This window comes from Campylobacter sp. BCW_6873 (genome assembly GCF_001762365.1).
GTDB classification, from domain to species: domain Bacteria; phylum Campylobacterota; class Campylobacteria; order Campylobacterales; family Campylobacteraceae; genus Campylobacter_D; species Campylobacter_D jejuni.
The window spans coordinates 62471-87022 of the sequence record NZ_MJWS01000027.1 but is presented as its reverse complement, the minus strand read 5'-3'; the positions used below and the strand labels follow the sequence as shown (position 1 = coordinate 87022).

At 29.7% G+C, this 24552-nt stretch carries 26 protein-coding genes and 2 pseudogenes; 16 read left to right on the top strand and 12 right to left on the bottom strand.

Going from position 1 to position 24552, the window contains the following annotated elements:
* Positions 1–126: 126 nt before the first annotated feature.
* Both AJ932_RS01125 and AJ932_RS01120 read left to right on the top strand, forming a co-directional pair.
* Positions 127–1489: pseudogene (locus AJ932_RS01125) on the top strand (MFS transporter).
* On the top strand, positions 1486–2493 hold the full coding sequence (locus AJ932_RS01120; protein ID WP_070278317.1) for a nucleoside hydrolase: 1008 nt from the start codon (positions 1486–1488) through the stop codon (positions 2491–2493). The pseudogene AJ932_RS01125 and the gene AJ932_RS01120 overlap by 4 nt, the downstream one beginning before the upstream one ends.
* Here AJ932_RS01120 and AJ932_RS01115 read toward each other — a convergent pair.
* The 6 genes and pseudogenes from AJ932_RS01115 to AJ932_RS01090 all read right to left on the bottom strand — a co-directional run bounded on the left by AJ932_RS01115 (position 2449) and on the right by AJ932_RS01090 (position 8432).
* Complete coding sequence (locus AJ932_RS01115; protein ID WP_002870753.1) at positions 2449–2892, bottom strand: YqaA family protein; 444 nt, start codon at positions 2890–2892, stop codon at positions 2449–2451. The genes AJ932_RS01120 and AJ932_RS01115 overlap by 45 nt on opposite strands.
* Complete coding sequence (locus AJ932_RS01110) at positions 2892–3485, bottom strand: hypothetical protein (protein ID WP_002870754.1); 594 nt, start codon at positions 3483–3485, stop codon at positions 2892–2894. Before AJ932_RS01110 ends, AJ932_RS01115 begins: the two co-directional genes overlap by 1 nt.
* Positions 3466–4178: pseudogene (locus AJ932_RS01105) on the bottom strand (hypothetical protein). The gene AJ932_RS01110 and the pseudogene AJ932_RS01105 overlap by 20 nt, the downstream one beginning before the upstream one ends.
* A gap of 19 nt (positions 4179–4197) precedes the next feature.
* Entirely contained in the window at positions 4198–4749 is a 552-nt protein-coding gene (locus AJ932_RS01100; RefSeq protein ID WP_070278315.1) for a hypothetical protein, read from the bottom strand.
* Position 4750: 1 nt separating this feature from the next.
* A complete protein-coding gene (gene uvrA / locus AJ932_RS01095) occupies positions 4751–7573 on the bottom strand; it encodes an excinuclease ABC subunit UvrA (RefSeq protein WP_070278313.1) in 2823 nt (940 codons plus the stop codon).
* A gap of 73 nt (positions 7574–7646) precedes the next feature.
* The gene (locus AJ932_RS01090; RefSeq protein ID WP_044778483.1) at positions 7647–8432 is read right to left on the bottom strand and encodes a sulfite exporter TauE/SafE family protein; all 786 of its coding nucleotides are present in this window, start codon (positions 8430–8432) and stop codon (positions 7647–7649) included.
* A 123-nt stretch (positions 8433–8555) separates the two neighbouring features.
* Between AJ932_RS01090 and AJ932_RS01085 the strand changes: the two genes are divergently transcribed.
* The 9 genes from AJ932_RS01085 (at position 8556) to AJ932_RS01045 (ending at position 15799) form a co-directional block, all read left to right on the top strand.
* On the top strand, positions 8556–8681 hold the full coding sequence (locus AJ932_RS01085) for a hypothetical protein (protein ID WP_044778484.1): 126 nt from the start codon (positions 8556–8558) through the stop codon (positions 8679–8681).
* A 167-nt stretch (positions 8682–8848) separates the two neighbouring features.
* Positions 8849–10099 carry an anthranilate synthase component I family protein gene (locus tag AJ932_RS01080; RefSeq protein WP_070278311.1) on the top strand — a complete coding sequence of 417 codons (1251 nt, stop codon included), beginning with the start codon at positions 8849–8851 and terminating at the stop codon, positions 10097–10099.
* Entirely contained in the window at positions 10096–11697 is a 1602-nt protein-coding gene (gene trpD, locus AJ932_RS01075) for an anthranilate phosphoribosyltransferase (protein ID WP_070278309.1), read from the top strand. Before AJ932_RS01080 ends, trpD begins: the two co-directional genes overlap by 4 nt.
* Positions 11684–12283 carry a phosphoribosylanthranilate isomerase gene (locus AJ932_RS01070; protein ID WP_002854429.1) on the top strand — a complete coding sequence of 200 codons (600 nt, stop codon included), beginning with the start codon at positions 11684–11686 and terminating at the stop codon, positions 12281–12283. The genes trpD and AJ932_RS01070 overlap by 14 nt, the downstream gene beginning before the upstream one ends.
* Positions 12280–13458 carry a tryptophan synthase subunit beta gene (gene trpB / locus AJ932_RS01065; RefSeq protein ID WP_070243294.1) on the top strand — a complete coding sequence of 393 codons (1179 nt, stop codon included), beginning with the start codon at positions 12280–12282 and terminating at the stop codon, positions 13456–13458. Before AJ932_RS01070 ends, trpB begins: the two co-directional genes overlap by 4 nt.
* On the top strand, positions 13451–14200 hold the full coding sequence (trpA, locus tag AJ932_RS01060; protein ID WP_070233655.1) for a tryptophan synthase subunit alpha: 750 nt from the start codon (positions 13451–13453) through the stop codon (positions 14198–14200). The genes trpB and trpA overlap by 8 nt, the downstream gene beginning before the upstream one ends.
* A 70-nt stretch (positions 14201–14270) precedes the next feature.
* Complete coding sequence (locus AJ932_RS01055; protein WP_002854524.1) at positions 14271–14693, top strand: chemotaxis protein CheX; 423 nt, start codon at positions 14271–14273, stop codon at positions 14691–14693.
* On the top strand, positions 14693–15001 hold the full coding sequence (gene fliN / locus AJ932_RS01050; RefSeq protein WP_002824739.1) for a flagellar motor switch protein FliN: 309 nt from the start codon (positions 14693–14695) through the stop codon (positions 14999–15001). Before AJ932_RS01055 ends, fliN begins: the two co-directional genes overlap by 1 nt.
* Positions 15002–15799: a hypothetical protein gene (locus AJ932_RS01045; protein WP_070278307.1), complete on the top strand. Its 798-nt coding sequence runs from the start codon at positions 15002–15004 to the stop codon at positions 15797–15799.
* Here the strand turns inward: AJ932_RS01045 and AJ932_RS01040 are convergent.
* From AJ932_RS01040 to plsY, 5 genes are all read right to left on the bottom strand, one after another.
* Complete coding sequence (locus AJ932_RS01040) at positions 15796–17256, bottom strand: Ppx/GppA phosphatase family protein (protein WP_002857605.1); 1461 nt, start codon at positions 17254–17256, stop codon at positions 15796–15798. The two genes, AJ932_RS01045 and AJ932_RS01040, sit on opposite strands and share 4 nt — an antisense overlap.
* Positions 17256–17501 (bottom strand): YfhL family 4Fe-4S dicluster ferredoxin, encoded by a 246-nt coding sequence (locus AJ932_RS01035; protein WP_002854647.1) that lies wholly within the window; start codon positions 17499–17501, stop codon positions 17256–17258. Before AJ932_RS01035 ends, AJ932_RS01040 begins: the two co-directional genes overlap by 1 nt.
* Positions 17502–17613: 112 nt before the next feature.
* Entirely contained in the window at positions 17614–18285 is a 672-nt protein-coding gene (gene hsrA / locus AJ932_RS01030) for a homeostatic response regulator transcription factor HsrA (protein WP_070239998.1), read from the bottom strand.
* 78 nt (positions 18286–18363) lie between these two features.
* Complete coding sequence (locus AJ932_RS01025) at positions 18364–18681, bottom strand: dihydroneopterin aldolase (protein WP_002857609.1); 318 nt, start codon at positions 18679–18681, stop codon at positions 18364–18366.
* The gene (gene plsY / locus AJ932_RS01020; RefSeq protein WP_002860289.1) at positions 18666–19274 is read right to left on the bottom strand and encodes a glycerol-3-phosphate 1-O-acyltransferase PlsY; all 609 of its coding nucleotides are present in this window, start codon (positions 19272–19274) and stop codon (positions 18666–18668) included. Before plsY ends, AJ932_RS01025 begins: the two co-directional genes overlap by 16 nt.
* 199 nt (positions 19275–19473) lie before the next feature.
* On the opposite strand from plsY, the gene AJ932_RS01015 reads away from it, so the two are divergent.
* From AJ932_RS01015 to hemJ, 4 genes are all read left to right on the top strand, one after another.
* A complete protein-coding gene (locus AJ932_RS01015; RefSeq protein WP_070278305.1) occupies positions 19474–20499 on the top strand; it encodes a cytochrome-c peroxidase in 1026 nt (341 codons plus the stop codon).
* A gap of 94 nt (positions 20500–20593) precedes the next feature.
* A complete protein-coding gene (glmM, locus tag AJ932_RS01010; protein WP_070233651.1) occupies positions 20594–21931 on the top strand; it encodes a phosphoglucosamine mutase in 1338 nt (445 codons plus the stop codon).
* Positions 21924–22394 (top strand): signal peptidase II, encoded by a 471-nt coding sequence (lspA, locus tag AJ932_RS01005; protein ID WP_070233650.1) that lies wholly within the window; start codon positions 21924–21926, stop codon positions 22392–22394. The genes glmM and lspA overlap by 8 nt, the downstream gene beginning before the upstream one ends.
* Positions 22378–22830 carry a protoporphyrinogen oxidase HemJ gene (gene hemJ, locus AJ932_RS01000; protein ID WP_070233649.1) on the top strand — a complete coding sequence of 151 codons (453 nt, stop codon included), beginning with the start codon at positions 22378–22380 and terminating at the stop codon, positions 22828–22830. The genes lspA and hemJ overlap by 17 nt, the downstream gene beginning before the upstream one ends.
* Here the strand turns inward: hemJ and AJ932_RS00995 are convergent.
* A complete protein-coding gene (locus tag AJ932_RS00995) occupies positions 22827–24173 on the bottom strand; it encodes a coproporphyrinogen III oxidase family protein (RefSeq protein ID WP_070278303.1) in 1347 nt (448 codons plus the stop codon). The genes hemJ and AJ932_RS00995 overlap by 4 nt on opposite strands.
* Positions 24174–24300: 127 nt before the next feature.
* On the opposite strand from AJ932_RS00995, the gene cmeU reads away from it, so the two are divergent.
* On the top strand, positions 24301–24552 hold the full coding sequence (gene cmeU, locus AJ932_RS00990) for a CmeU family protein (protein WP_002861128.1): 252 nt from the start codon (positions 24301–24303) through the stop codon (positions 24550–24552).

The window sequence follows — 24552 nt, the reverse complement described above, 5'->3', positions numbered from 1 at the left end:
TTGTATTATTTCAAAATTTTGCTTAAAATGTCTACAATTTAAGATCTTTAAGCAAAAACACTGCAATTTTTAGCCATAATTACAAATTATTTATAAAAAAATATATTAAAATATAAGGATAATGTAATGACAAATCAGCAAATTGATGGAATTGCGGATAAGAATTTTAACACACCTAAAGGTAGGAAAGTTTTTAAAAAGGCAGTTTTTTCTTGCTGGTTGGGAACTGCTATGGAATATGCAGATTTTGCACTTTATGGTTTAGCAGCTGCAACAATTTTTTCAGAAGTGTTTTTTCCTGAGCAAACTCCAGTAATTGCACTTTTGCTTAGTTTTGTAACTTATGGCATAGGTTTTATTGCAAGACCTATTGGGGCTTTGTTTTTTGGCTATTTAGGCGATAAACATGGAAGAAAAAATGTTATGATGGCTACAATAGCTTTAATGGGAATTTCAACTACTCTTATAGGTTTTATCCCAAGCTATGCAGTAATTGGTGTTTGGGCGCCTATTTGTTTAGTTATATTACGTTTTATGCAGGGTTTTGGCGCAGGAGCTGAACTTTCAGGTGGAACAGTTATGCTTGGAGAATATGCTCCTAGCAAGAGAAGAGGGCTTGTTTCTTCTGTGATTGCTTTAGGATCAAATAGCGGAACTTTGCTTGCGTCTTTTGTATGGCTTTTGATGGTACAAATGGATGAAGCAAGTTTTAAAGAATGGGGTTGGAGAGTTCCTTTTATGGGAAGTATTTTAATCGCTCTTTTTGCTGTATATATTCGTTTTCATGTCAAAGAAACCCCTGTTTTTGAAAAGCAAAAAAATGAAATGATGAAATTGCGTCTTAATAACGAAAAGCATATAAAAAAAGATGAAAGAAGTTTTTGGCAAAGAAGTCGTGCTTTTTGGACTATGGTGGGTTTAAGAATAGGCGAAAATGGACCTTCTTATCTTGCGCAAGGTTTTATTGTAGGTTATGTGACTAAAATTTTACTTTTAGACAAATCAAGTTGCTACTACAGCAGTAATGATAGCTTCATTGGTAGGGTTTTTAGTTATTCCTTTGGCGGGTTATTTAAGTGATAAATTTGGAAGACGTATTACTTATAGAATGTTTTGTTTGCTTTTAATGATTTATGCTTTTCCTGCTTTTATACTTTTAGATAGTAAAAATGAAATTATTGTGATTTTAACTATTATTGTAGGTATGTCTTTAGCATCTTTAGGGATTTTTGGTGTGCAAGCGGCTTGGGGTGTGGAGCTTTTTGGGGTGAAAAACCGTTATACAAAAATGGCTTTTGCTAAGGAGCTAGGTTCTATTCTTTCAGGAGGAACAGCGCCTATGGTGGCTTCTGCTTTACTTGCGTATTATGGCACTTGGTGGCCTATTGCAACATATTTTGTATTAACTGCAAGTATAGGTTTTGTGACTACATTTTTTGCGCCAGAAACTAGAGGTAGAGATTTAAATAAAATAGAAGATGCGATATGAGACTTATTTTAGACACGGACATAGGCAATGCTATTGCAGGAGCAAATACTGATGATGGTTTAGCACTTGCTTTGATTTTGTCATCTAAAGAAATCAAACTTGAAATGCTAAGCACAGTTTGCGGTAATGTTCCAAGCCTTGTTGCCTATAGTGTGGCTAAGGATTTATTTAAACGTTTAAATTTAAATATCCCCGTTTATTTGGGAGCGAATGAAGCCTTAAAAGAATCAAGTAAAGCTTGGCGTCAAAGACTTGATGAAAGTGTAAAAAATTTTAAACTTGAATATCTTTGGGAAAATATAAAAAGTCCTGAAATTTTAGAAAATATAAATCCTGATGCGATTTTTAAAATGGGTGAGTTAGTGAGTAAAAATCCTAAAGAAATTTCTATTTGTGCGATAGGACCTTTGACAAATATCGCTATGGCTATGAAAATTTTTAAAGATTTTGATATAAATCTTAAAGAGCTTTTTATTATGGGAGGCAGTTTTGATATGCCTTATTACACTAAAGATACAAATTTTGGTTTTGATCCTGAGGCGGCTAGTATAGTGCTAAATTCAAGAGCTAAAATCACACTCGTACCTTATAATGCAACCATGCAGACTTTATTAACACACGAGGATTTAAAAGAGTTGCAAGGTAAGAATATTTTATGTGATTTTATCGTTGAAACTTTAGGTGTTTGGATTGATTATGCCTCTAAAACACGTGGTACAAAGGGAACTTGGATACATGACGCTTTAACGATAGCTTACGCATTGGATTCTAGTATTGCAGATTTTGATGAGTGTTATGCCGATGTTATTTGTGATAGTTCTTTGGCAAGAGGTATGAGTTGGCGTTGTTTTAAAGAACCAAAAATGAGTATGGGGGTGGATTTAAGCACTAAAAATTGTGTTAAAATTTTAAAAAATGTTAATAATGCAAAGCTTTTAGAGTTGATAAAAATGGGGCTTTTAAAAGGAGTTTGCTATGAAAATTATGAAAGCATAACGACTTAATTTTCCAAGTAAGATAAAAAATATAGTTTTTAAAAAAGAATATTTTGCAAAACCAAGTCCCAAGGCAAAAAGATCTCCTACTAAAGGCAAAAAAGTAAAAAAAGCAAATATACTTCCAAATTTAGCAAAATTAGCATTGAAATTTTCTAATTTTTTCAAGGATTTGCTAAAGTATTTTTCTAAAATTTTTTCTTTTCCAAAATACGCTAAAGCATAAGTACTTAAACTTCCTAAGGTATTACCCAAAGTGGCTACGATAAGTACCAAATTTGGATTAAAATCAAGTTTTATAAAGCCTAAAACAAAGGCTTCACTTGCTAAGGGTAATAGTGTGCTTGAAAGAAAACACACTATAAAAAGTCCTAAATAACTTATATCACTATATAAAAAATCAAACATTAAAACTCTTTTTTACGCATTAAAATAAACAAAATAAAAAGATGGATAGGAAATAAAAAAGATTTGATAATTTCAAAATACAAATTTAAATTTCCAAGATCTAATCTTAAAAAAATAGCACCTACAATGATAAAAATAAAATAAATTTTGAAAAGATGGCTTTGAAAAAATTTATCTAAAAGAAATATATAAATAAAAGAAAGAATAAAAGCTAAATAAATGAAAAATTGCCATAAGTTAGCGTTTTCTAGATGAAAATACATATCAATACAACAAACAAACATTATATAAATAAAACAAAAAGCCAAAGGAAATATCAATTTTTCTTTTCTAAAAAGAAAAAAATAAAATAAATGTATAAAACAAAATAAAATTAGCAGTAAAAAAGTTAAAATAGAATTTAAAAAATGCAAATTTTCTCTTAGATAAAGCTTTTGATCGGCTAAATTTAGCATTTGAAGGTTTTGCGGTGGTAATTCATAAAGGCTATAATCAATGGTTAAATAGTGATTAAAAACAAAAACTAAGGTGATTTGACTTAGGCTTAAAAAGATAACAAATAAAATACTATAGTTAATTATTTTCTTTTTCATTGGATAAAAGCTTTAAATTTGGGATAAATTTGATATTTTGGTTTTTACTAAGTGCGAAAGCAAATAGGGCGTAATAAATGACAAACAATAAACCTGTAAAGAAAAAAACATAAACAAAGTTATGGCTAAAGCAAGTGAAGGCTTGCTATGAATTAAAAAAAACATAAATATAAAAACAATTATCAAAATCATACTTTTAAAAATAAAACATAAGAGAAAATAAATTTGATTTTCACATAAAGCTCTTAGTGTTTTAAAAAATATAAAAGTACAAAAAATGGCTACTATAAGACATAAAAAAGAAAAGCTATATAGAGCAATACGCGATATCTGACTGAGAGGATAAGAAGCACTCATAATAAGAATTAAGTTAAACAAAGTGATAAATTGAGTGCTTGCACCTATAAAAAAACTTATCAACAAAACTTTACTTTTACTTGTAAAATAAAGTTTTAAAATCATAATTGAATAAGAAATTAAAAAAATCACACAAAAAATTATAGTTAGAATGTTAGCGATAGAATCAAAATTATACAATTTTAAATCATAGATAAAATCAAGAACGATAGGTAAAAAATAAAAACAAATTGAAAGTAAAAAACTTATAAAAACTATCCAAGCAAACTTTTTAACGCTTTTAAAATCATTTTGTCTTCGAATTTCAAATATTTGATGAAAGTTTAAATTTGACACTTTTCTTCTTTAAAATATTTCAATCTAGCTTTTTTAAAATTTTATACCTTTCAAAGGCATAAGCAAAACTCAAAAAATGCAAAGTAAGGAAAAGAAATAAAAGGCTTGATTTATAGACAAATATAAAAGATAAAAATGCCAAAAGCATGCACAAAAATGCAAATAAAAAAGACATTTTCACCTCTTTAAAAAGCAAAACAAGGGTAAGTGAAAATAAAAAATAAAAAACGAAAAATAAAGCTAAAAGCCCTAAAAATAAAATTTTATTTTCCAAAAGAAAAAAAGATGCACCAAGGTTTATAATGGCAAGCAAAAAATAAATTAAAATCTTATTAGAAGAAAATAAAAAATGAATTCTGACCACCATAAAAATAAAAGCAAGAACTATGTAAATACAAGAAAAGAAGCATAAAAATATACCGCCAATATAAAGAATTTCGTTCCCAGCTTCATATGAACTTGTCACCCCTTCATAAGAAAAAAAGTAATAAAAATTATATAAAGCACAGAAAAATATATAAACACTTAATCTTTTAATCTTAAAAAATGCAATTTTTTGTTCGTGTATCATTTCAACTCCTTGCGTTTTTAAGCTCTAGATCTAAATAATATCCTGTATAGGATTTTGTTTTCTTATGCTCTTTAGCGACTTTTTCCACGCTTCCTGTGCTTATAACTTTTCCACCTTTAACTCCGCCTTCAGGCCCCATATCGATGATATAATCAGCATTTTTAATCACATCTAAATTATGTTCTATTACAAAAACCGAATTTTTAAGATCAACCAAATGTTGTAAAACTAAGATGAGTTTATTAACATCTTCAAAATGTAGTCCTGTTGTAGGTTCATCAAGTATATAAAGAGTTTTTCCTGTATCGCTACGGCTTAGTTCTTTGGCAAGTTTGATTCTTTGTGCTTCACCCCCGCTTAAGGTGGTGGCATTTTGTCCTAGGGTTAGATAGTCTAAGCCCACTTTTACTAGAGTGTCTAATTTTTGTTTGATTTTAGGAACGGCTGTAAAAAATTCACTCGCTTCTAAAACACTCATATTTAAAATTTCACTGATATTTTTACCCTTATATTTGATTTCTAGCGTGGCGTCATTGTAGCGTTTGCCCCCGCAAGTATCACAAACTACCATAACATCAGGTAAAAAATGCATTTCTATTTTGATTTCTCCATCTCCGCTACATTTCTCACATCTTCCACCCTTGACATTAAAAGAAAAGCGTCCGGCTTTATAACCACGCATTTTGGCTTCTTTAGTGGCGGCAAAAAGATTTCTGATTTCATCCATAGCGCCTGTATAGGTGGCAGGATTTGAACGTGGCGTGCGCCCAATTGGGCTTTGATCAAGATAAATGACTTTATCAAGTTTTTCAAGTCCTTCTATTTGCACCCCACCAAGTTTTTTAACTTTTTTAGCGCGGTTTAATTCCTCTTGCGCAAAAGGAAGTAGGGTTTGAAGTATCAAAGAGCTTTTTCCAGAACCTGAAACTCCTGTTATAGCGACTAAATTTTGCAAAGGAAATTTTACGCTTAAATCTTGGATATTGTTAATATTTACATTTTTAAGCTCTAGCCATTCTTTTTGCTCTCTATTTTTAAGCTGTGAAATTTGTTTTTTACCATTCATATAAAGTGCAGTTTCGCTTTTGCTTTTTAAAAGTTCTTTATAAGTTCCACTAAATACAACCTCACCTCCAAATTTTCCTGCTTTTGGACCAATATCTACAATAAAATCTGCTTCTTCTATGGTCATTTTATCATGCTCTACGACAATTAGGGTATTGCCCTTTTGTTGTAAATTTCTTAAAGTTTTAATCAGTTTTGCAGTATCTCTTTCATGAAGTCCTATGCTAGGCTCATCTAAGACATACATCACTCCGCTTAAACCACTGCCAATTTGTGAAGCTATGCGGATTCTTTGTGCTTCACCCCCACTAATCGTTCTTGCATCGCGCCCTAAAGAAAGATAACCTAGCCCCACATCATACAAGAAAAACAATCTTTCGTTGATTTCTTTTAGGATAGGTTTAGAAATAATTTTTTGTTGCTCGCTTAAATAAGAAAAATTTTTCTCATCTGCAAAAAAGGCCGTGCTATCTTCTGTGCTCATATCTAAAATTTCACCCAAGCCTTTTTTGGCTACTTTCACGGCTAAACTTTCGGGTTTTAAACGATGCCCACCGCAGTCTTTGCAAATTTTTTCACTCATATATTCGGCTAAATCTTTTTCATCTTTTAGCATTTCATAAGCCATTTTAACCACGCCTTCAAAAGTGCGTTTTAGACGATTTCTTTTCCAAAGAAATTCTATAGTTTTGGCATTACCATACAATACAAGGCGTTTTTGCTCTTCGCTTAATTGCATAAAAGGTATTTTGATAGGAATTTCATTTTGTTCGCAAAAGGCGATTAGGAATTTATAATAATAACTTTTGTTAAAACCATACATGATTTTAACAGCACCATTTTCGAGGCTTAAATTTTCATCGATGATTTTTTTCATATCTAAAGTATAACGAATTCCAAGTCCATCACAAGCTTCACATGCTCCTTTTGGAGAATTAAAAGAAAAGCTTAAAGGTTCAAGTGGAACAAAGGAAATTTTACAATCAAAACAAGCTGAATGCTCGCTAAAATGATAGTGTTTATTAAGATTTATTTCTTCATGATTTAAAACTTCTATTTCTATTTCTCCAAAGCTTTCTTGTAAGCCTTTTTCTATATCGCTTGCAAGGCGAGAAAGTAAATCTTCTTGAATTTCAAGTCTATCTATGACAAGTTTAATGGTGTGTTTTTTGGTTTTAGCCAGTTCAATTTCTTCATCAAGTCTTACTAAAACTCCATCAATTTGAGCTCTTACATAGCCTTTGTTGCGCAAATTTTCAAGTAAATCTGCATAAGTTCCTTTTTTTTCTCGTATGAGTGGGGCGTAGATGATGATTTTTGCACCTTTTGGAAATTTTAAAATTTCACTGACTATATCACTTGCACTCATAGATGAGATTTTTTGTCCACATTGATGACAATGTTGAATGCCAACTCTTGCATATAAAAGTCTTAGATAATCATAAATTTCAGTGATGGTTCCCACGGTCGAGCGTGGATTTTTAGAAGTAGTTTTTTGATCTATAGCAATGGCTGGAGTTAAACCTTCGATTTTATCGACATCAGGTTTGCCTACCTTATCTAAAAATTGTCTGGCATAAGCACTTAAACTTTCTATATAACGGCGTTGTCCTTCAGCATAAAGAGTGCCAAAAGCAAGGGTTGATTTTCCACTTCCACTCAGTCCTGTAAAAACAATGAGTTTGTTTTTGGGAATTTCAAGGTGGATATTTTTTAGGTTATTTTCTCTTGCACCAATGATTTTGATGGTATCGTTCATAGTCTTTCCTAAACATTAAAATAAATTTAAGATTTTAGCATAATAATATTAAAAGAACTTGGATAAATCCAAGTTAAAAATTTATAAGATTTAGCTTATTAAGCAAAGAGTGGGTGGTTCCAAGTATTGATAAGGCATATACGCAAAGTAAAATTTTTCTATGAGCTGAAATATGCATTTTTTCTATGATTTTAATTCCTATAAAAACTCCAACCATAGAAGCTATACCTACTAGTATTCCTTTATGAATAACTTCAGAGTCTATAACTCCAGAATTTGAAAAAGATATAATACCAGAGACTGAAGCAAAAATAACAAAAAACAAGGATAAGGAAACAACTTTTTTACTATCATAGCCTAAAAAATAAGCTAAAATTGGAGCAATTAAAAGTCCACCACCAATTCCCAAAGAAATAGCAAAAATACCAGTAAAAGCTCCAGCAATAAATAAAATGATATTCTTTACCCAAACGCTTCTTTGATTTTGCACAATGTTTTCTTTAATTCCAAAAGCATATTTGATAAAAAATATACAACTTACCGCCAAAAATACGCTAGTAAGAGCTACATCGCTTAAAGCTTTTAAAAGCATTCCGCTAAAGCTTGCCCCTATGAGCCCTCCAAAACCTATCATAATACCATCTTTAAGATTTAGATTTTTTTTCTTATAATTAATATAAGAGCCAAAAACTGCTGCAAAAATCATTTGCAATACTGAAATTCCGATAGCATGGTGAGCACTTGCTCCAAGTGCGAACATAGAAGGAACGATAATCATACCTCCACCAATGCCAAAAAGTCCAGAAGCAATACCTGAAATGATTCCTATGATTAGATAAGGTAAATCTGTGATTTCCATAGCTTTTCCTAAAAAATATTAAATATTTCAAATACGGAATAATTTTATCTTATTAAGCTAAGTATTATCTTAGTTTTTTATAACAATAGAATATTTTTTTTGGTAACTTTAAGCATCGTAAAAATGTTTCAAAATATTATAAAATATAAAGATTTTATAATATTTATTTTAAATTTAAAGCAAATTTTATATTTATTGATTAAAATTAATTTAGACTTTAAAAATTTTCATAAAAGTCTTAATTTTTGAAATATTTTATAAGAAAGGTAAAAGATGAGTGAAAATGGTTTTTTTAGTAGTTCTTTGATTTTAAAACTTACACATACTCTTCGCTCTTGGCGTTTCTAAACTTCTTTTTATCTAAATTTTTTCTTTAATGTTATTTTAATTTATTTTAATTTTTAAAAAGGTTTATTATGTTTGTTAAAAATGTAAATTTTTATTACAGACAAATCCTTGAAAAATTTGAAAATTCTTATTTTGCAGAGGATTTGACTAAGGTAATTATAGGGATTGATTGTGATTATTTAGATGCTAATGAATTATCCTTTAGCGAGTTTAAGGCAAAATATTATGAAGCTTTAAGCAAGAATAAAATTTGCGATTTTGCTGGATTTTTTGGAGTTTTTAGTGCAAATTTTGTATCTTTGTTTGAAAAAATTCCACTTTCTTCTAAGAAAAATTATGATTTTCCTTTATTTTTATTCGCCAATGCTAAAGCTTATTTGATTTATGAGAAAAATAGTAAGATGTTTTTTAAATTTGGCGCTTCAAAATATTTTGAATATTTAAAAGATGATATTGAGCCAATAAAAACGAAGCAAAAAAATGATTTTGAAATTTTAAACTCTTTAGAAGATGAAAAAAATGATTTTTTAAAAATGTGTGAAAAAGCTAAAGAATATCTTTTAAGTGGAGATATTTTTCAAGTGGTCTTAAGTAAGCAACTTTGTATCAAGCATCAAGTAAATGCTTTTGATTATTATGAGAGTTTAAGTGTTTTAAATCCAAGCGCTTATATGTTTTATTTTCCAAGTAAATATGGTGTTGTTTTGGGTTCTTCTCCAGAGTTTTTATTAAAAATTAAAAAAAGAGAGATTTATTTAGCCCCTATTGCTGGAACTAGAAATTTGGAAAATAACTGCGATCTTTTGGCTTTAGAAAAAGATCTTTTAAGTGATGAAAAAGAACTTAGTGAACATAAGATGCTTGTAGATTTAGCAAGAAATGATGCTTCTAAATTTGGCACTCAAACAAGGGTGGAAAATCTTTTTTCTATTATTAAAAATAAATTTGTCATGCATATAGTGAGTGAAGTGTATGCCAATATGAAAGAAGATGCGAGTATTTTCGATGTGATTGAAGCAGTTTTTCCAGCGGGAACTTTAAGCGGAGCTCCTAAAATAAGAGCTTTAGAGATCATTAGTGAGCTTGAAGATTGCGATCGTGGAATTTATGGTGGTGCGGTAGGATTTTTAAATTTTAACGAAGACATAACTTTAGCGATTTTAATTCGTTGCGCTTTTTTTACTCAAGATAAGGCTTATTTGGCAAGTGGGGCGGGTATTGTTTTGCAAAGTGAGAGTCAAAAAGAATATGCAGAAATTCGTGCTAAACGCAAGGCGCTTTTGGTAGCTTTTGAAAATTTAAAAAAGGAAAATCAATGATACTTTTAATTGATAATTATGATTCTTTTGTTTTTAATGTTAAAAGCATGTTAGAGCAACTCAGCAATGATGAAATTTTAGTAAGAAGAAATGATGAAATTTCTCTGAGTGAAATTAAAAATTTAAATCCTACTCATATTATTTTAAGTCCTGGTCCAAAGCATCCAAGTCAAAGTGGGATTTGTCTTGAAATTTTTAAAGCAAGGCTTAATATCCCTGTTTTGGGCATTTGCTTAGGACATCAAGCTTTAGCTTTAGCTTTTGATTCTTTAGTGGTTAAAATGCAAGAGCCTATGCATGCAAAAAATTCTTTGATAAAACAATGCAAGGAAAATGAATTATTTTCTAATTTGCCTTCAAATTTTAGCGTAATGCGTTATCATTCTTTAGAGGTTAAACAGCTTGGTGATGAGCTTGAAATTTTAGCCCTTGATGAAAAGGGTGTGATTATGGCTTTGGGACATAAAAATTTACCTTATTATGGCGTGCAATTTCACCCTGAAAGTTATTTTAGTGAATATGGCTTACAACTTTTTTCTAATTTTTTAAAACAAGATATAAAAAAATCACAAAAACAAGAAAATCCTTTAAGTTTTTATTTGCAAAAAATGAGTGAAAATCATTTTTTACAAAGCGATGATTTTGAGCAAATTTGCAAGATTATTATGTCTAAAGATTATGAAATTTTACAAGTGGCGGCTTTGTTGATTTTAATCACGAAAAAGTCTTTAAACGAAAAATCTTTAAGTGCTTTTGTAAGGCAAATTTTAAGATATTCTCAAATTTTTAGTGATGAGAGTGAGATGATTGATATTTGTGGAACAGGTGGAGATGGTTTTAAAAGTATCAATGTTTCTACGACTAGTGCTTTTATTTTAGCAGCTTTAGGAGTAAAAGTAGCCAAACACGGAAACCGTGCTATTTCAAGTTCTAGTGGAAGTACAGATGTGTTAGAAGCTTTAAATATAGCTACTCCAAATACTTTAGAATCGGCTTTAAAACAACTAAACAACCAAGGGCTTAGTTTTTTACATGCTCCATTTTTTCATCCTTTAGTAGGAGAACTTAAAGAGATCAGATCAAGACTTGGAGTAAGAACGGTTTTTAATGTTTTAGGTCCTTTATTGCACCCTAATTTAAAGTTAAAATATCAACTTATGGGAAATTATCACGCACCTGTGCATAGGCTTTTGATAGAGGTTTTAAAAAATTTAGGACGCAAAAAAGCTTTAGTGGTAAGAGGAAATGATGGTATGGATGAGCTTAGTATTTGTGATGAAAGCAAAATTTATGAGCTTTGTGAAGGAGAAATTTTAGAGTATTCTATCTGTCCTGAACAATTTGGTTTTAAAAGAGCTTTTCATAGTGAAATCATAGGATCTAGTGCATATGAAAACGCTAAGGATTTAAAAGATATTTTAAGTGGTAAAATGCAAGGGGCAAAATTTGATTTAGTAGTTTTAAATGCTATGTTTGCACTTTATACAGCCAATAAAGCAAGTTCGCCTTTAGTGGCTAAAGATATGATTTTAGAAGCCATTTATTCAGGTAAAGTTATAGAGTATTTTAAGGAGTATCAAGCTTATGCTAAAGCTTAAAATTTGTGGCATTAAAGATGAAAAAAATGCTAAAGATTTAGCTTTTTTAAATATTGATTTTTTTGGACTTATTTTTGCTAAAAGTCCAAGAAGAGTGAGTTTAGAACAAGCAAGAAATTTAAGTGCAATTTTTCATGAAAAAGATAAAAAAGTTGTCGGTGTTTTTGTAGATGAAAATTTGGAACAAATTTTAAGATGTATTCAAGAAGTTAAGCTTGATGGAGTACAAATTTATCGCACTATTACCAAAGAAGAATTTGAAATTTTAAAGGTGCAAAATGTTTTTGTATGGCAGGTGATAAGTGTGGAAGATAGTTTAGATTTAAAAAGTGAAATTTTTGCTGATTTAGTGCTTTTTGATGCTAAGGGAATTTTAAAGGGCGGTAATGGAATAAGTTTTAATTGGACTTTATTAAGTTCTTATACTAAAGATTTTGTATTAGCTGGAGGCATAGGTTTGGATAATATTCATAAGGCCGTAAAAACAGGAGCTAAAATTTTAGATCTTAATTCGAAGCTTGAAGATGAAAAAGGCTTAAAAGATATCAACAAAATAAAACAAATTTTAAAGGAGCTGAAAAAATGAAAAAAGCATATTATGGGGATTTTGGTGGGCAGTTTTTGCCTGAAAGTGCAATGTTTGCTTTAAATGAGCTAGAAAGTGCTTTTTTGAAATTTTCTAAAGATAAACTCTTTAAAAAAGAATTAAACGAGCTTTTAAAAACTTATGTAGGGCGTCCTACTCCGCTTTATTTTGCTAGAAATTTAAGCAAAAAATATCAGCATGAAATTTATTTAAAACGCGAGGATTTAAATCATACTGGAGCACATAAAATCAATAATGCCATCGCTCAAGCCCTTTTAGCAAAAAAAATGGGAAAGAAAAAAATCATAGCAGAAACAGGAGCAGGTCAACACGGACTTGCAACAGCCACTGCAGCAGCACTTTTAGGACTTGAATGTGAAATTTATATGGGGGCAACTGATATACAAAGACAGGCTTTAAATGTTTATAAAATGGAGCTTTTGGGTGCTAAAATTCATGCAGTACAAAGTGGGCTTAAAACTCTAAAAGAAGCTACTACTGCAGCTATTCAAGCTTGGGTTGGAGATATTAAAAATATTTTTTATGTGGTTGGAAGTGCGGTAGGTCCTTATCCTTATCCTAAAATGGTAACGCATTTTCAAAGCATTATAGGAAAAGAATGCAAAATGCAACTTCAAAAACTCAATAAAAAAGTAGATTATATTATCGCAGCTGTTGGGGGTGGAAGCAATGCAGCTGGGATTTTTTATGATTTTATCAAAGATGAAAATGTTAAACTTATAGGTATTGAAGCAGGGGGGCTTGGCATCGATACACCTTATCATGCAGCGACTTTAAATAAGGGAAAAACAGGCATTATTCACGGTATGAAAACCAAGGTTTTACAAGATGATTTAGGCAATATCTTGCCTGTGCATAGTGTTTCTGCAGGGCTTGATTATCCAGGAATTGGCCCTTTGCATGCTTTTTTATTTGAAAGTAAAAGAGCGCAATATCATGCTATAAGTGATGAAGAATGTATGCAAGCTTTAAAATTACTTTGCAAAGAGGAAGGTATTATTGCAGCGATTGAAAGTTCGCATGCTTTAGCGTTTTTAGAAAAACTTTGTCCAACTTTAAAAAAGAAAAGCGTGATAGTAGTAAATCTTTCAGGTAGGGGAGATAAGGATATGCAAATGATTAGAGATTATAAAAAAGGGGTGATTTATGGTTGATTTTAGAAAATTTTATAAAGAAAATGCAAATGTGGCTTATACGGTTTTAGGTTATCCAAATCTTCAAACAAGTGAAGCTTTTTTGCAAAGATTGGATCAAAGCCCTATTGATATTTTAGAACTTGGTGTTGCTTATAGTGATCCTATTGCCGATGGTGAGATTATTGCAGATGCGGCAAAAATAGCTCTTGATCAAGGTGTAGATATTTACAATGTTTTTGAGCTTTTAGCTAGGGTAAAAACTAAAAAAGCTTTGGTTTTTATGGTTTATTATAATTTAATTTTTTCTTATGGTTTGGAAAAATTTGTGAAAAAAGCAAAATCTTTAGGGATTTGTGCTTTGATTATACCTGAATTAAGTTTTGAAGAAAGTGATGATTTAATTAAAGAGTGTGAAAAATATAATATAGCTTTAATTACACTTGTAAGTGTTACAACCCCTAAAGAAAGGGTTAAAAAGTTAGTAAAACATGCTAAAGGTTTTATTTATTTATTAGCAAGCATAGGTATTACAGGTACTAAAAGTGTCGAAGAAGCAGTCTTACAAGATAAAGTAAAAGAAATCAGATCTTTTACAAATTTGCCTATTTTTGTAGGTTTTGGCATTCAAAATAATCAAGATGTAAAAAGAATGAGAAAAGTTGCTGATGGAGTGATTGTGGGAACTAGCATAGTAAAGTGTTTTAAACAAGGAAATTTGGATATAATAATGAAAGATATTGAAGAAATTTTCAAAAAATAAAATTTTAAAACATATTTTTATTTTATATTTACTATAATTTTAAATTAAGTTTTTTATAAAGGTGGTAGCTATGTTAAAGATTCTTGAGTATTCCATCACTCATTTTTGCGAGCATATCTTAAGACTTCGCATTGAAGCAGCTCAAGATATAAGCGGTGAACTTTATGGAGCGAGTATTCCTATCATGGGCAAAAGCGAAGGAGAATGTAATTTTTATTTATTTTTTCCAAAAGAATTTTTAAAAAAAATTGCAGAAATTTTAATTAATGATGAAAAATTTAAAGAAGATGACTGGTGCGATTTAACTAAAGAATGTGCCAATCAGATTATAGGTTATGCTAAAAATTTGTTAAATGATGCTAAGGGTGATGACGAGTATAAACTTGGAATTCCCGAATATTTAGGAAAAGTTGATTTTTCTGAAATAGTTCTAGATGAAGCTTTAACTTATAAATTTGAAAATTGTTATTTTAGAATAGGATATTGCAAATAATGAGCGATGATATAGAGTTTAACATTCATCATGGGCTTTTACAATCTTATGAAGATATCTTAGATATTACAGTAGATTTTGTAAGCGAGCTCGGAACTACAAATATGAGTGTAGCAGAGCTTTTAAAACTTGAAGTAGGTTCGGTTATTGATCTTGAAAAGCCTGCTGGAGAAAGCGTTGAGCTTTATATCAATAAAAGAATTTTTGGCAAAGGCGAGGTTATGGTTTATGAAAAAAATCTCGCTATAAGAATTAATGAAATTTTGGATTCTAAGACTGTGCTTCAATACTTTAAAAAAGAAATTTAAATGAGATTACTAGTATTATTTTTTTTAATTTTACCTTTATATAGTGTTGAGCTGATTAGTTATAATATCTACGATAGAAATGATCGAGTAGATTTAATGCTTTCTTTTGATAATGCTTATAATGGCAATATTTCTCAAAAAAAAGAAAAAAATTTAACTCTTTTAACTTTTAGTGATTTAACGTATTCTAAAGATGAATTAAAAGAACTTAACTCTCAACTTGTAGATAAAATTAGTATTAGTTCTAAAAATAATAATACCTATATTATGCTACAAAACAAACAAAATATTAATTTAGAACTTAGCTCTATCAATGATAAATTTGGAGTAAGGATACGAGCTATAGAGCAAGGGAAAGCAAATATCGAATCTGCACCTACAACAACTGCGAATAATTCTCAAGAATTAATGCCTAAACCAAAAAGTACAAGTTTAGAAGGGTATGATTATACAAATTATATCTTAGTAATGCTAATTTTAGTTATTTTGTTAATAGTACTTTGGTGGTTTAAAAAGACTATGGTTTATAAAAATAACAATGTTTCTAGAGATTTTACTATGATTTTCCAAAGATTTTTAGATAAAAATAATCAACTTGTTGTTTTTGATCACGCTAATAAACGTTATACAATGATAATAGGTAATTCCAATGTGCTTTTAGAAAGTATTGAAATTCCAGAGGAACAAACAATAAAACATACAGAAAAAACAGAGAAAAATTTTGATTCTTTTTTTGAAGAGAATAAAAAAAGAATTCAAAATCTTATAGAGCAGCGTCAAAAAGGTAAAAAATCTTAAATTTTTTGATTGATTGCTAATGCTATGGTAGCTGGTTTTGCAATTTTTTTGAGCTCATCTTTGGGTAAATTAAGAATTTTGTTTTCTTGATATATATAAAGAGTATTGTTTGCAAAGGCAAAATCAATCTTATCTTCATTTGCGCTTAAAGTTTTAGCTAGGCACAAAATAAAATTAAGCCATGAAATGGTATGAATATTGGGTAAAAGTTGCTTATAGGGTTCAAGATTATAAGGATTAACTTTTTTTCCATTAAGCTTAATAATGCTAGCAATTAAAGCTTTTTCTTTATGTGAAAATCCATAATTTAATCCACCTAGTACAAAATGAGCAGAATGTTCATTAGCAAAATAGAAATTTAAATATTCTCCAATATGGCATAATTTAGCAGCATTTAGTAAAGTATGCTTATAGTTATCGTTAAGTTTATGAAGATTTTTAAGGGTTGTAAAAATTTGCAGAGCAAAATGTGGAGTTTTATTTTTTTGTTTTGATTGTAAAAATTTATCTTGCAAACATTTTAAACTAGGATTGAAATTTGGTGGAAATGTGATTTTAGGACGAAGTAAATCTTGCAAATAAACTCCTTCTCTGATTCCAACCCCACTCGTGATAACTTGTTTGGCTTTTATTTTTTCCGCAATCTTTAAAAAAATAAATATACCCTCTTTAATGGTATCAAAACGATCCTTTTTTATGCCAAAATTGATTAAAGAGTCTAAGTTTGAATTAAAAATTTTTAAAATATGTCCTTTTTCTTCATCTAGCATATAGCGAAAATCATGTAAATTTTTCAGTGGATAGGAATTTTTTTGCATGATGGAATTAGATATTGCTCTTAAGCTTCCACCTATTGCAATAAGGTTTTGATTGCAAAATTCTTTAGGAATTTGTTCTAAAATTGGTTTTATAAATTCTTCTAAAGAATCCATTTTTCCAGTATCATAGAACAATTCTTTTAGCCTAACAGTGCCAATATCAAGAGATATGCAAGAAATAATTCTATTATTTTTTATTAAACACAATTCACTAGAACCACCACCTATGTCTAAAGTGGTTCCATCCTTAAAAGGACTTAATAAATTTAGAGCTGCAAGACCACCTAAGTAACTTTCGCTTTTTCCATCTATACAGCGTATATTTAAAGACAGATTATCTTTGATTCTTTTAATGAAATTTTTTGAATTTGGGGCATCTCTTAAGGCTGATGTGCCTACTATAAATATTTTTTTGCACTTATGCTTTAAAGCGCATTGTTTGAAAAAAGCTAAGGCATCTTCGGCTCTTTGCATGGCTTCTTCTTGGAGAATTTTGCCATTATTATAAGCATTTTCTCCAAGTCTTACTTTGCGTTTGTATTCGCAAGTTGTATAAAAACCATATCTAGAAGTTTTTTCAAAAATCACCATTCTAATGGAGTTTGAGCCAAGATCAACAACGGCTGTTTTTTTTGCCATTAAAATTCTCTATCTCTATGTTTGAGTTTTAATTCTTCTATAGTTTCTACATTATCAGGATCAGGAATGATACATTCATATGGGCAAGCAACAATACAGGCAGGCTCTGAAAAATCATTAACGCACTCTGAACAAAGATCAGGGTCTATTACATAAATTGGACTATTTTCATAAATAGCTTCATCAGGACATTCTTCTCTGCAAGCATCACAACATACGCAGTCTTTTGTAATTAAAAGAGACATCATAACCTTTCAAAAATTTAAAAAATAATTTTAGTTTATACAATAACCAAACTTAAATAAAATATAAAAATAGAAATAAAGATAAATTTTTTGCACCGAAGGTGCAAAATTGTTAAGATTTTTTAGGGAAGCAGAAACGGTATCCTCTACGACGAACTGTTTCTATGGTAGATATATTTAATGGTTTATCCATTTTTTGACGAATTTGATTGATAGCTACTTCGATAACATTTGGAGTTACTAGCTCAGGTTCTTCCCAGATGGCATCTAAAAGTTGTTCTTTGGATACAATTTGATCCGAATGTCTTGCTAAGTGCGTTAAAACTTCAAAAGGTTTTCCTTTAAGTTCTATATCTTGACCTTTATAAGTAATTTTTTCCTCATCTGGATCAATAACTAAGTCTTCAATTTTAATAACATTGGTTCCGCCAAGTCTTAGTCTTGCTTCAATTCTTGCGAGTAGAATATCAAAATCTAAAGGTTTTTTAACAAAATCATCAGCTCCAGCTTTCAAAGCTTTGATTTCTGTTTCTTTGTCTGTTTTTGAAGACATAATCATAACTGAAGTTCTTGGAGATTTATGTTTAATAGTGTTAACAAGTTCCACTCCATCTCCATCAGGTAAAGTCCAGTTTGCTAAAACTAAATCATAATGTCTAATGCCGATAAAGTATTCTCCATCTTTAAAATTTTCAGAAGAATCGGTTTGATAACCAAATTCATTAAGATTGTCTATAATTGTTTTATTTAGGCTAATCTCATCTTCTATAACTAAAATTCTCATTTGTTCTATCCTTATTAAGAAAAATTTAAAGAATTATATCATAGCTTAAGTAAATGTTTAGATATCTTTAAAAAAAAATTAATATTTTTTTTTCAATTTAACCCCAACTGTAGCATTTTTTATTATATGGGGTTTGAAAATTTTTATGTTAAGATTGGTTAAATTAGGAAAATCTTTTTTTAAATTTAAGCTTACAAAGTCTAAAGACTCTTCAAGGGTGTAAAATTCTTCTTTTTTATACCATTTTTTAATTTTGGTAATTACCTCTGCATAATTTAAAAATTCATTTGCTTTAGCTTTAAGCTTGATAATAATTTTTTGTTTTTTCCTTCTTTCGAAATCTAATATACCGATGATACACTTAAAGTGAAATTTTATTTTTATATGACTTTGCATTCTTCTTTAAAAATCAATCTTTTAATATTAGGTAGATGTTTATATACTATAATAAAAGCGATAATGAAAACGGGTGCATGCGTATGAATTTCTAAGTCATAATTAAATATAAAAGAACTTATAACAAAAGCAAGTAACGCTGCTAAAGAAGCTAGCGAAGATATTTTGAAAATTTTTCCAATAACTACCCACACAATAAATGCTGTAAGCACTTCCAATGGAAGCAAAACTATCATAGCACCTGCTCCTGTTGCTATGCCTTTCCCTCCTTCAAATAACAAGTAAATTGAAAAACAGTGTCCAAAAATAGCCAAAACTGCCACGCTCCAAAGCAAAGCTTGATCATAATGAAGAAATTTCAAGATTAGTAAAGGAATAGCTGCTTTTGCAAAATCTAAAATTATTGTAGCAATGGCAAGTTTTTTTGCTAGTTTGGGATTTTTTTCTTTTACTACTCTTAAAACATTGGTTGCCCCTATACTTTTTGAACCTTCTTTTTTGATATCAGTTTTAGCAAAAAATTTAGCTAGGATTAGCCCAAAAGGGATTGAACCTAAAAGATATATAAAAGCGTAAATTATTAAATTTTCCATAATATCCTTTTCAAATCATCTTAAAATTTTAAGATTTATAACTAAAAATTATATCTTATGAAAATAAATAAACAAAAAATAATTTTTAAGATAAAAATAGTATTAATTAATTGTAAATATTTTTTAATAATATTTATTTTTATTTAAGCTCTAAATGATTATTATTTTATTTTAATTTATTTTTAATAGGAGTTTGTAAATGAAAGTAAAATCATTGCTAATCGCATCCTTAGTTGCTTTTTCAAGCTTAAATGCTGCAAGTCTTATAGATGAAGCTAAAAATTCAGGTCTTGTTGCCTTACCAAAAGATCAAAAAGGCGTTGATGAAATTTTGAAACAAAATGGAGTAAAGGCTAGTGAATTTACTCTTGAAAAAGCAGAGCTTGGTAAAAAGCTTTATTTTGAACCACGCCTTTCAAAAAGTGGTATCATTTCTTGTAATACCTGTCATAATGTAGGACTTGGTGGAATAGATGGAATCAGTGCTGCAGTGGGTCATAAATGGACAGCAAATCCCCATCATTTAAATTCACCAACAGTTTATAATGCAGTTTTAAATAATACTCAATTTTGGGATGGTCGTGCAGGAACATTAGCCGATCAAGCTAAAGGTCCAATCCAAGCTGATCCTGAAATGGCAACTCCTGCTAAACTTGCAGTAGAAAAAATTTCATCTTTGCCTGAATATGTGAGTGAGTTTAAAAAAATCTATGGTAAAAGTGGTGTAAATTTTGACAATATTGCTGATGCAATCGCAAATTTTGAAAGAACTTTAATCACGCCATCACGTTTTGATAAATTTTTAGAAGGCGATGAAAAAGCTTTAACAAAAGAAGAGCAACAAGGTTTAAAACTTTTTATAGATAAAGGTTGTGTAGCTTGTCATAATGGTGTGAATTTAGGTGGCAATATGCAAGCGTTCGAAGTTGCTGGTAAATATAAATTTGCAAATTTAGGCGATTTTAAAGGTGATGCAAATGGCATGGTAAAAACTCCAACTTTAAGAAATGTTGCTGAAACTGCTCCATATTTTCATAATGGCGCGATTTGGAATCTAAAAGATGCTATTAAGGAAATGGGTAGTGTGCAACTTGGCATTAAAATTTCTGATAAAGAAGCAAAAAGTATTGAAACTTTCTTAAAATCTTTAACAGGAACAAAACCAGCAATTGTTTATCCACAACTTCCTATTTCTACTGAAAGAACTCCTAAACCTGAACTATAAGGTTCTAAACAAGCTCTATTTTTAGAGCTTGTTTAAATTTCTTTATCTTAGCTTTGTTATAATTGTCTTTAAATTTTTGCTAGAAAGGTTTGCAATGAAACTTTTTGGAACCGATGGAGTTCGTGGAAAAGCGGGTGAATTTTTAGATAGTTTTTTGGCTATGCGTTTAGCAATGGCTGCGGGTATTTATTTTAAAGATAAAAGTATTACTAATAATATCTTAGTAGGAAAAGATACAAGAAGAAGTGGCTATATGATAGAAAATGCTATTGTTTCAGGGCTTACTTCTATAGGATATAATGTTATACAAATTGGTCCTATGCCAACTCCTGCGATTGCGTTCTTAACTGAAGATATGCGTTGTGATGCAGGGATTATGATTTCAGCTTCTCACAATCCTTATTATGACAATGGTATTAAATTTTTTGATGCTCATGGAAATAAACTCAGTGAAGATATAGAGAAAAAAATAGAAGAAATTTATTTTGATGATAAGCTTATACAAGCCTCTAAGGTAGATATGGAAAAAATTGGTCAAGCAAAAAGAATTGATGATGTTATAGGAAGATATATTGTTTCTATTAAAAATTCTTTTCCAAAAGATCTTACTTTAAAGTCTTTGCGTGTGGTTTTAGATGTGGCTCATGGGGCAGCTTATAAGGTAGCACCTACTGTTTTTAAGGAATTAGGCGCTGAAGTTATAGTAATGAGCGATAAACCTAATGGACTTAATATCAATGAAAATTGTGGAGCTTTGCATCCTGCAAACTTAGCTGCTGAGGTAAAGCGTTTGCGTGCAGATGTAGGCTTTGCTTTTGATGGTGATGCAGATCGTTTGGTGGTTGTAGATGAAAAAGGCGAAGTGGCTAATGGAGATAGTTTATTAGGGGTTTTAGCACTTTATCTTAAAGAACAAGGTAAATTACAATCAAGTGTTGTAGTCACTATAATGAGTAATGGTGCTTTAAAAGAATTTTTAAATAAACATGGTATAGAACTTGATACTTGTAATGTGGGCGATAAATATGTGCTTGAAAAATTAAAAGCTAATGGTGGAAATTTTGGTGGAGAGCAAAGTGGGCATATTATTTTTAGTAATTATGCAAAAACTGGAGATGGTTTGATAGCTGCTTTGCAATTTAGTGCTTTAATGCTTTCTAAGAAAAAATCTGCAAGCTCTATTTTGGGTCAAGTCAAACCTTATCCTCAGCTTTTAACCAATCTTAAAATTGCAGAAAAAAAAGATTTAGATAAAATTAAAGGTTTAAAAGAATTAAAAAAAGATTTAGAAAATAAAAATATTAATACCTTATTTCGCTATTCTGGAACAGAAAATTTGATAAGACTTTTGCTAGAAGCTAAAGATATTAAGCTCTTAGAAAAAGAAATGAAAAATGTTGTGGAGTTTTTTAAGAAAGCTTTAAATGGCTAAAACTTTTAAATTTATTTTTTATTTTTGGGGTGTCTTTGTTTTGGTTTTTGCCCTTGATCAATGGGTAAAATCCTTAACTTTAGCAGGACTTAGATGGCAGAGTGAATACTTAGATTTAACTTATGCTCTAAATACAGGCGTAGCTTTTTCAATGTTGAGTTTTTTAGAACATAATTTAAAATATTTACATCTTGCTTTAATTGGCGTGCTTTTTATTTATCTTTTTTGGCAAAAAACACTTTTAAAAACTCATAATATAGCTTTTGGAATGATGCTTGGTGCTGGTGTTTCAAATTTATTGGATCGTTTTATACATGGAGGTGTAGTGGATATGTTTTTTTGGCATAAATGGTTTAATTTTGCTATTTTTAATGTTGCAGATGTCATGATAAATATAAGTGTGGCTTTGATTTTAATACAAGAAATATTTAAAAAAAGGAAAAAAGATGACAGAATGGATTAATGATTATTATTTTTGGATTAAATGGGTGCATTATTTGGCATTTGTTTCTTGGATGGCGGGTCTTTTTTATTTACCTCGTCTTTTTGTGTATCATGCTGAACATAAAGACAATAAAGGTTTTGTCGAGATTGTAAAAATTCAAGAAAGAAAACTTTATTTTTATATACAAACTCCTGCAATGATTGTGACTTTAATCACAGGAAGTTTAATGTTGCATGCTCATAAGGAAGTTTTAATGGTAGGTTCGGGTTTTATGCATGTTAAACTTGCCTGTGTTACACTTTTGATTATTTTCCATATACATAATTATTATTGTTTAAAAGCTTTAGCAAATGATACTTCTGCTAAAAGTGGGAAATATTTTAGAATTTATAATGAATTCCCAACTATAATGTTTATTATTATCGCTTTAATGATGGTTGTTCGCCCCTTTTAGTTTGTCTCCGCTTTAAATTCCATACTAGCGGAGTTAAGCGGATCAATATTTTCTTTCATGATATCGATATAATCTTTATTTTTAAGACGCTTATCATCTCTAAATACTGCACGCACAAGATCCATTCCTATGTAAAAATCTTTCATTAAAACCACAAAAAGATATTGACCAAATTCGGTTGCGATTAAAGCATTTTGATCTTTTATGATGGCACCACTTGTTTTAAGCCCTAAAAGTTCTATGAAAAGTTCTTTTTCGAGGTTGCAATTTAGAGTTTTATTAAATTTATCAATTTCTATTTTCCCTGAAAAAATTTCAGTTAAAAAGACATATTTGATAATCTCTTTTTTATCAAAACAAGCTTTGGCTATATTAGCATTTTGTTTTTCTTGTATAAATTTAGCATAATCATTTAGATTAAATGCATTAATTAAAAGCTCCCCATCTAAAAAGCTAAAAGCCCCGCTGCCTACTCCTAGGTATTCATGATGAGAACTGACATATTCGTCATTAAGCTTGTTTTTTTCTAAAGAAAAACTCCAACCATTGTTTTGGGTATAGTCTTTAAAAAATTCGCATATGATTTGATAATAAGTAAATTCATTATCTTTAATGCTCACTCCTAGACTTTTAGCGATATTATCTTTGGTAAGATTTGATTTCATTAAAGGATAGGTTGTGATTTGTTGTGGGGCTAAATTTGTAGCAATTTCTAAGTCATTTAAAAGTTGTTTTTCGCTTTGTCCTGGAAGATTGAAAATAAGATCTATACTAAAAATAGGTAAAATTCCTAAAGCTTTTGAAATTTTTTCTTGAAGTTCTTTAGATGAACCAAATTTACTATATCTTGCCACTTTTTTTAAAGTTTCATCATCAAAACTTTGAATTCCGCAACTTAAACGATCAATTATACCTTTAAACATAAAAAGCTTATTTGGATCAATATGATTTGGATCACTTTCGCATGAAATTTCTTTTATATTAAATAATTTTTTACAAAGTTCTAAGGTTTTTAATAATTCCTCTTCGTTAATCAGTGTTGTACCACCACCCACATACATGGAAGTAAAATCAAAACCTTTATCTTTCATGATTTTAATTTCTTCTCTAAGATTTTGAAAATACACTTTGGCTAAATTTTCATCATAATAATATTTATGAAAGCTACAATAAGGACAAAAAGTATGGCAAAAAGGTACATGGGCATAAAGCATATAGCTTTTGTCTTGTTTTGGAATTTTTTCTTCGGGTTGTTTTAAAAGTTCGACATTGAAACCTTTTTGGAGGGATTTTTCCATCATAGTATGAGAGTATTTTAAAGCTAAATTTTGAAATAAATTCATAAGTGGCCTATATATTAAAATATTTAAGATATAACTTTATCAATTTTTAGCTAAAATAGGAGTAAATTTTTTATTTCTTAAATAAAAAATGGGATTAAGTTTTTAAATTATTTAAAAAGGATATAAAATGGATAAAGCCAAAATTGTTCAAAATTTAAATGCTTTGTTTAAACAAAGAGCAGAGTTTTACTCTTATTTTGATGAAAATATTGCCAAAATCAATAATACTGAAGTATTTGATTTTAAGAATGCTAAAAATTTAAATCCAGAAGAGGTATATAGGCAATTTTATCATTTTGATTATGCTATAAGAAAATTATTGCCTGCTATTTACAAGGCTTATGAAATTACAGATGCAGATTTAGACAAAGATTTTTAA